At 71.8% G+C, this 5,210-nt stretch carries 6 protein-coding genes; 3 read left to right on the forward strand and 3 right to left on the reverse strand.

What is annotated here, in order from left to right:
- Positions 1-874 (reverse strand): peptidylprolyl isomerase (locus EYA84_RS25815; RefSeq protein ID WP_131056183.1); only part of this gene is annotated, 874 nt, incomplete at its 3' end.
- 247 nt (positions 875-1,121) lie between these two features.
- On the opposite strand from EYA84_RS25815, the gene EYA84_RS25820 reads away from it, so the two are divergent.
- Together EYA84_RS25820 and hisS are read left to right on the forward strand one after the other, a co-directional pair.
- The gene (locus EYA84_RS25820; RefSeq protein ID WP_131056184.1) at positions 1,122-1,841 is read left to right on the forward strand and encodes an MBL fold metallo-hydrolase; all 720 of its coding nucleotides are present in this window, start codon (positions 1,122-1,124) and stop codon (positions 1,839-1,841) included.
- A gap of 54 nt (positions 1,842-1,895) precedes the next feature.
- A complete protein-coding gene (hisS, locus tag EYA84_RS25825; RefSeq protein ID WP_131056186.1) occupies positions 1,896-3,224 on the forward strand; it encodes a histidine--tRNA ligase in 1,329 nt (442 codons plus the stop codon).
- Between the two features lie 94 nt (positions 3,225-3,318).
- On the opposite strand, the gene EYA84_RS25830 is transcribed toward hisS, so the two are convergent.
- The gene (locus tag EYA84_RS25830) at positions 3,319-3,825 is read right to left on the reverse strand and encodes a PaaI family thioesterase (protein WP_131056188.1); all 507 of its coding nucleotides are present in this window, start codon (positions 3,823-3,825) and stop codon (positions 3,319-3,321) included.
- A gap of 55 nt (positions 3,826-3,880) precedes the next feature.
- Between EYA84_RS25830 and EYA84_RS25835 the strand changes: the two genes are divergently transcribed.
- Positions 3,881-4,351 (forward strand): helix-turn-helix domain-containing protein, encoded by a 471-nt coding sequence (locus EYA84_RS25835; protein ID WP_131056189.1) that lies wholly within the window; start codon positions 3,881-3,883, stop codon positions 4,349-4,351.
- Between the two features lie 82 nt (positions 4,352-4,433).
- Here the strand turns inward: EYA84_RS25835 and EYA84_RS25840 are convergent, their stop codons facing one another.
- Positions 4,434-4,904: a hypothetical protein gene (locus tag EYA84_RS25840; RefSeq protein WP_236145960.1), complete on the reverse strand. Its 471-nt coding sequence runs from the start codon at positions 4,902-4,904 to the stop codon at positions 4,434-4,436.
- Positions 4,905-5,210 lie beyond the last annotated feature (306 nt).

Consider the following 5,210-nt stretch of genomic DNA (forward strand, 5'->3'; position numbering starts at 1 on the left):
CCGCCGGGCTTGCCGTGCCCGCCGGCGTGGGCTCGGCCGGCGACGCCGGGTCCAGCCCCGGCTCGCCGACGGTCAGGCTCTGGATGACCACGTCGTCGTCCTTCGGCTTGACCTTCTCCCCAGCCTCATTCTCCACGGTCGGCAGTGCGCCGATCTTCTCCACCACGTCCAGGCCGCCGGTGACCCGGCCGATGACCGGGAAGCTCGGCTCGGCGGTGGTGAAGTCCTCGAAGAAGATCAGGAACTGGCTGCCGTTGGCACCCGGCGGGTTGCTGATCATCGCCACCGTGCCCTTCGGGTACGTGGGCGGCTGGTCCGGCGACGGGCTGGGCGACGCCTCCGGGGCGGTCGGCACGTTCTCGTTGTGGAACGAGTACGACGGGCCGCCGAGACCGGTGCCGCTCGGGTCGCCGCAGCGCACCGCCCCGTCGGCCGTGATCTCGTGGCACTTGGTGTCGTTGTAGAAGCCCTGCCCGGCCAGGTGGGCGATGCTCGCGGCGGCGCACGGGGCGTTCGCGAGGTCCAGCTCGACCGAGATCGGGTCGCCCTGGTTGGTGGTGATCGTCATCGGTTGGGTGCCGGTCACCGGCAGGCCCGTGGCGGCCGGCTCGCCGACCTGGCGGAGGTTCGGGTTGCCCTCGGTGTTCTGCGGGGTCCAGAGGCAGACCTCGTCGTTCGCGGTGTCCTGTGTCGGCTCGCTGTCGAAGGCGCCCAGCGCCCACGCCGAACCGGCGACGACGAGCACGAGGATCAGGGCGGTGCCGACACCGGCTCGGATCCGTCGGCGGCGCCTGACGGTGGCGGCCCGGCGGGCCTGTTGCCGGTCGAGCTTGGCCCGCGCCAGTTTGCGCTGCCGGTCCCTGCTGGAAGCCACCCGTGCTCCCCTTTCCTCTACCCTGGTCGTCACCTGGTGGTCGCGTACCCGTCGGGCGGCAGGTGCGCCACGCCACACGCCCGCCAGAGTGTACGGGTACCGGCTGGGAAAGTCGTGTACGAGGTCGGTGCACATCCGCATCGGAGTCCGTCACTGCCCCCGCGCGCCGGTGGGACGACCGGCCCGAGCCCGCCGGGGGACGCCGGTAGGCTGCTGGCGAGGACGACTCGACGGAAGGGGAGCGGACGTGCTCGTGGCCGGCTTTCCCGCGGACGCCTTCGGCACCAACTGCTATGTGGTCGCCGCCGCGCCGGGGGAGCAGTGCGTGGTGGTCGACCCCGGCATCGGGGTGATCGACCGGCTCGACGCGCTGCTCGCCGAGCATCGACTGCACCCGGCGGCCGTGCTGCTCACCCACGGGCACCTCGACCACACCTTCTCCGTCGCGCCGGTGTGCGGCGCGCGCGGCATCACCGCGTACGTGCACCCGGCGGACCGGGAGTTGCTGGCCGACCCGACCAAGGCCCTGTCGATGGACCTCACCCAGCTCTTCGGTGGCCGGCTGCCGTACGCCGAGCCGGAGGATGTCGCCGAGCTGTCCGACGGGACGACGCTCAGCCTCGCCGGTCTGGAGATCACCGTCGACCACGCACCGGGCCATACCGGCGGGTCGGTGCTGTTCCGGCTGCCCGGCGCCGGCTCGCCGTGGGAGGCCGAGCAGATCTGTCTCTCCGGTGACGTGCTGTTCGCCGGCTCGATCGGCCGCACCGACCTGGCCGGTGGCGACATGCCGACGATGGTCGCCAGCCTGCGGGACAAGATCCTCCCGCTCGCCGACGACACCGTCGTGCTGCCCGGCCACGGCCCCACGACCACCATCGGCCGCGAGCGCGCCACCAACCCGTACCTCGTCGAGGTGGCCGGGATGGGCGGCGGACGACCGGCGGCCCCCACCCGCGGCCTGTAGTCGCCGCGGACCAGGACCTCCCCGCGCCGCTCGCGCGGGTGCCGAAGGAGCATCATGAGCAAGCCCACGCCCATCTCCGGCTTCCCGGAGTGGACGCCCGCCCAGCGGATGATCGAGCAGTACGTCCTGGACCGGATCCGGTCCACCTTCGAGCTGTACGGCTTCGCGCCGCTGGAGACCCGGGCCGTCGAGCCGCTGGACCAGTTGCTGCGCAAGGGGGAGACCTCGAAGGAGGTCTACGTGATCCGGCGCCTCCAGGGCGATCCGGAGGGTCCGGCCGGTGACGACGCCCTCGGCCTGCACTTCGACCTCACCGTGCCGTTCGCCCGGTATGTGCTGGAGAACGCCGGCAAGCTCCAGTTCCCGTTCCGCCGCTACCAGATCCAGAAGGTGTGGCGGGGCGAACGCCCTCAGGAGGGCCGGTACCGCGAGTTCCTCCAGGCGGACATCGACATCGTCGACCGGGACACCCTCGCCGGGCACCACGAGGCGGAGATGCCGCTGGTCATCGGCGACGCGTTGCGGGCGTTGCCGATTCCGCCGGTACGCATCCAGGTCAATAACCGCAAGATCTGCGAGGGGTTCTACCGGGGCATCGGGCTGACCGACCCGGAGGCGACGCTGCGCGCGGTCGACAAGCTCGACAAGATCGGCCCGGCCGGCGTGACGGAGCTGCTGGCGACCACGGCCGGGGCGAGCGAGGCGCAGGCCAAGGCATGTCTGGCGCTGGCCGAGATCTCCGCGCCGGACGCCTCGTTCGCCGACGCGGTCCGCGCGCTCGGGGTCAGCGACCCGTTGCTGGACGAGGGGGTCGCGGAGCTGACCGCCGTGGTGGAGACCGCCGCCGCGCACTCGCCCGGTCTCTGCGTGGCCGACCTGCGGATCGCCCGTGGCCTGGACTACTACACCGGCACGGTCTACGAGACGCAGATGATCGGGTACGAGAAGTTCGGCTCGATCTGCTCCGGCGGCCGGTACGACAACCTGGCCAGCGCCGGGACCACCCGCTTCCCCGGGGTGGGCATCTCGATCGGGGTGACCCGGTTGCTCGGTCTGCTCTTCGGCGCCGAGGCGCTGACCGTCTCCCGTTCCGTGCCGACCTGTGTGCTGGTGGCGGTGACCAACGAGGAGCTGCGGGCCGACAGCAACCGGGTCGCCGAGGCGCTGCGGTCGCGGGGCGTACCCACCGAGGTGTCGCCGAGCGCGGCGAAGTTCGGCAAGCAGATCCGGTACGCGGAGCGACGCGGCATCCCGTACGTCTGGTTCCCGGGCGCGGAGGGCGCCCCCGACGAGGTGAAGGACATCCGCTCCGGTGAGCAGGTCGTCGCGGCGGCGGGGGAGTGGTCGCCGCCTCGGGCGGACCTGACACCGCTGGTCAGCTGAACCCGGATGTAAGGAAGGGCCCCCTGCTAACGCCTCGCGTATAGCAGGGGGCCCTTCCTAACGTCGGGCCGAGCAGCCGGCAGCGGCGGAGCCCTCACTCCAGGGGGAGCAGCAGGCAGCTCGACGTGGCGTGCGCGACGAGGCGGGACCGCCCGTCGGTCAGCCGGGCCTCGGCCAGGGCGGTCCGTCGGCCGCGTTGCAGCACGGTGCCTTCGCAGCGAAGCGTCCCGGAGCGGACGGTCACCGGGCGGAGAAACTTCACGTTGAGGTCCAGCGAGGTGTAGCCCATGCCGACCGGCAGCGTGGTGTGTACGGCGCACGCGGCGGCGGTGTCCAGCAGCGTGGAGAGCACGCCGCCGTGCACGGTGCCGAGCGGGTTGTAGTGGAACTCCTGCGGCTCCAGTTCGACGACGACCCGGCCCTCCTCGGCCTCCATCCGGGACATGTCGATCAGGTGCATCACCGGTGGGGCGGCCAGCTCCCCGGCGATCATCGCGCGGAGCAGTTCCAGTCCGCTGCGCCGGCCGACCTGGTCGGCGTTGAGGCCCGGGTCGGACCAGGAGAAGGTGCGGCTGCGCGTCGCCCCCTGCGTCTGCGTCATGGACGCAGCCTGTCAGGGCTTGCTGGGTCTGTCAATCAGACCTAGCCTGGCGGGCATGAGACCCGCGGCCCTGGACTGGTCGATCGACAACTGCACGGTCGCCCGCGCCATGGAGGTCCTCGGCGAGAAGTGGACCCTGGTGGTGCTCCGCGAGGTGTTCAGCGGCGTCCGCCGCTTCGACGACATGCGGGTACGCACCGGCGTCCCCCGGCAGGTGCTGGCCAACCGGCTGGCCACACTGGTCGCGCAGGGGGTGCTCCGGCGGGAGCCGTACCGCGAGCCGGGCAGCCGGCTGCGACACGAGTACCGGCTCACCCCCAAGGGAATGGATCTGTGGCCGGTGCTGGTCGCCGTGCTGGCCTGGGGGGACCGGTACCTCGCCGACCCGGAGGGGCCGCCGCTGAGCGTCGGACACCGCGACTGCGGCGCCGAGGTCGGGGTGGAACTGCACTGCGCGGACGGGCACCACGTCACCGACGCGCGTGACGTGGTGCCGCGTCCGGGGCCGGGCGCCCGTCGACGATGACGCCCGGCCGTTCTCCGGCGGTGGTGCCCGGCCGGTCTCCGGCGGTGGTGCCCGGCCGGCTTCCGGCGGTGGTGCTCGGCGGCTACCAGGCGAAGCCGACGGGGTAGGAGACGTTCGCCAGGACCTGCTGGCCGCTGGCGTTCGGGTGGAAGTAGTCCCAGCCGGAGAGCTGGGAGAGGCTGAACGGGTAGCCGAAGACCGCGTTGTCGTCGTACCGGCAGTTCGACCCGTACGCGGCGCAGGCGGCGGCGAGCTGGCCGTTGAAGTCGATCACCCGCTGCCGTACCCGGTGGCGTCGGTCCACCTCGGTCTGGGCGGTGGAGGTCGGGTTGGCCAGCAGCGACTGGCCGGTGCAGGCGTCGTTCGCGTCGATCAGGATGGTGACGTACCCGGCTCCCCGGCTGACAGCGGTGCCGGGCCGGGTGCGGCCAGGGCGGGGGCGGCGGCGAGGGTGGCCAGCGCGCGTCGGACGAGGGTCATGGGTGGCCTCCGGTTCACGGTTGCCGGGTGGCGGCGGTGACCAGAGCGTATAGATGACCGTCTGTGTCCACAATGTTGCAGAGAGATGACTTGGGGGTGGTTGGTCGATTCGGCCGGAGGCGGGGCTTGTTGACGATCTTAAATGTGTGAATACTTTCCCTCGCTTGGCCATTTCCCCAGGTGGCCGAGTTGCCCCCGCTCCTGTCGACATGACAGGGCACGAAACCCCCTACCGGGAGGCTGTTACATGCGACCCACAAGGTCAATGCTTCGCCGCGTCTTCTCCGTCGCCGCCGCCGGAACTCTGGTCGCCGGCGTACTGGCCGGTGCCCCGGCCCAGGCGGCGCCCGCGTCCGCCACACCCGACGCGGCCTCCGCC

This window comes from Verrucosispora sp. SN26_14.1 (assembly GCF_004307965.1).
Taxonomy (GTDB): domain Bacteria; phylum Actinomycetota; class Actinomycetes; order Mycobacteriales; family Micromonosporaceae; genus Micromonospora.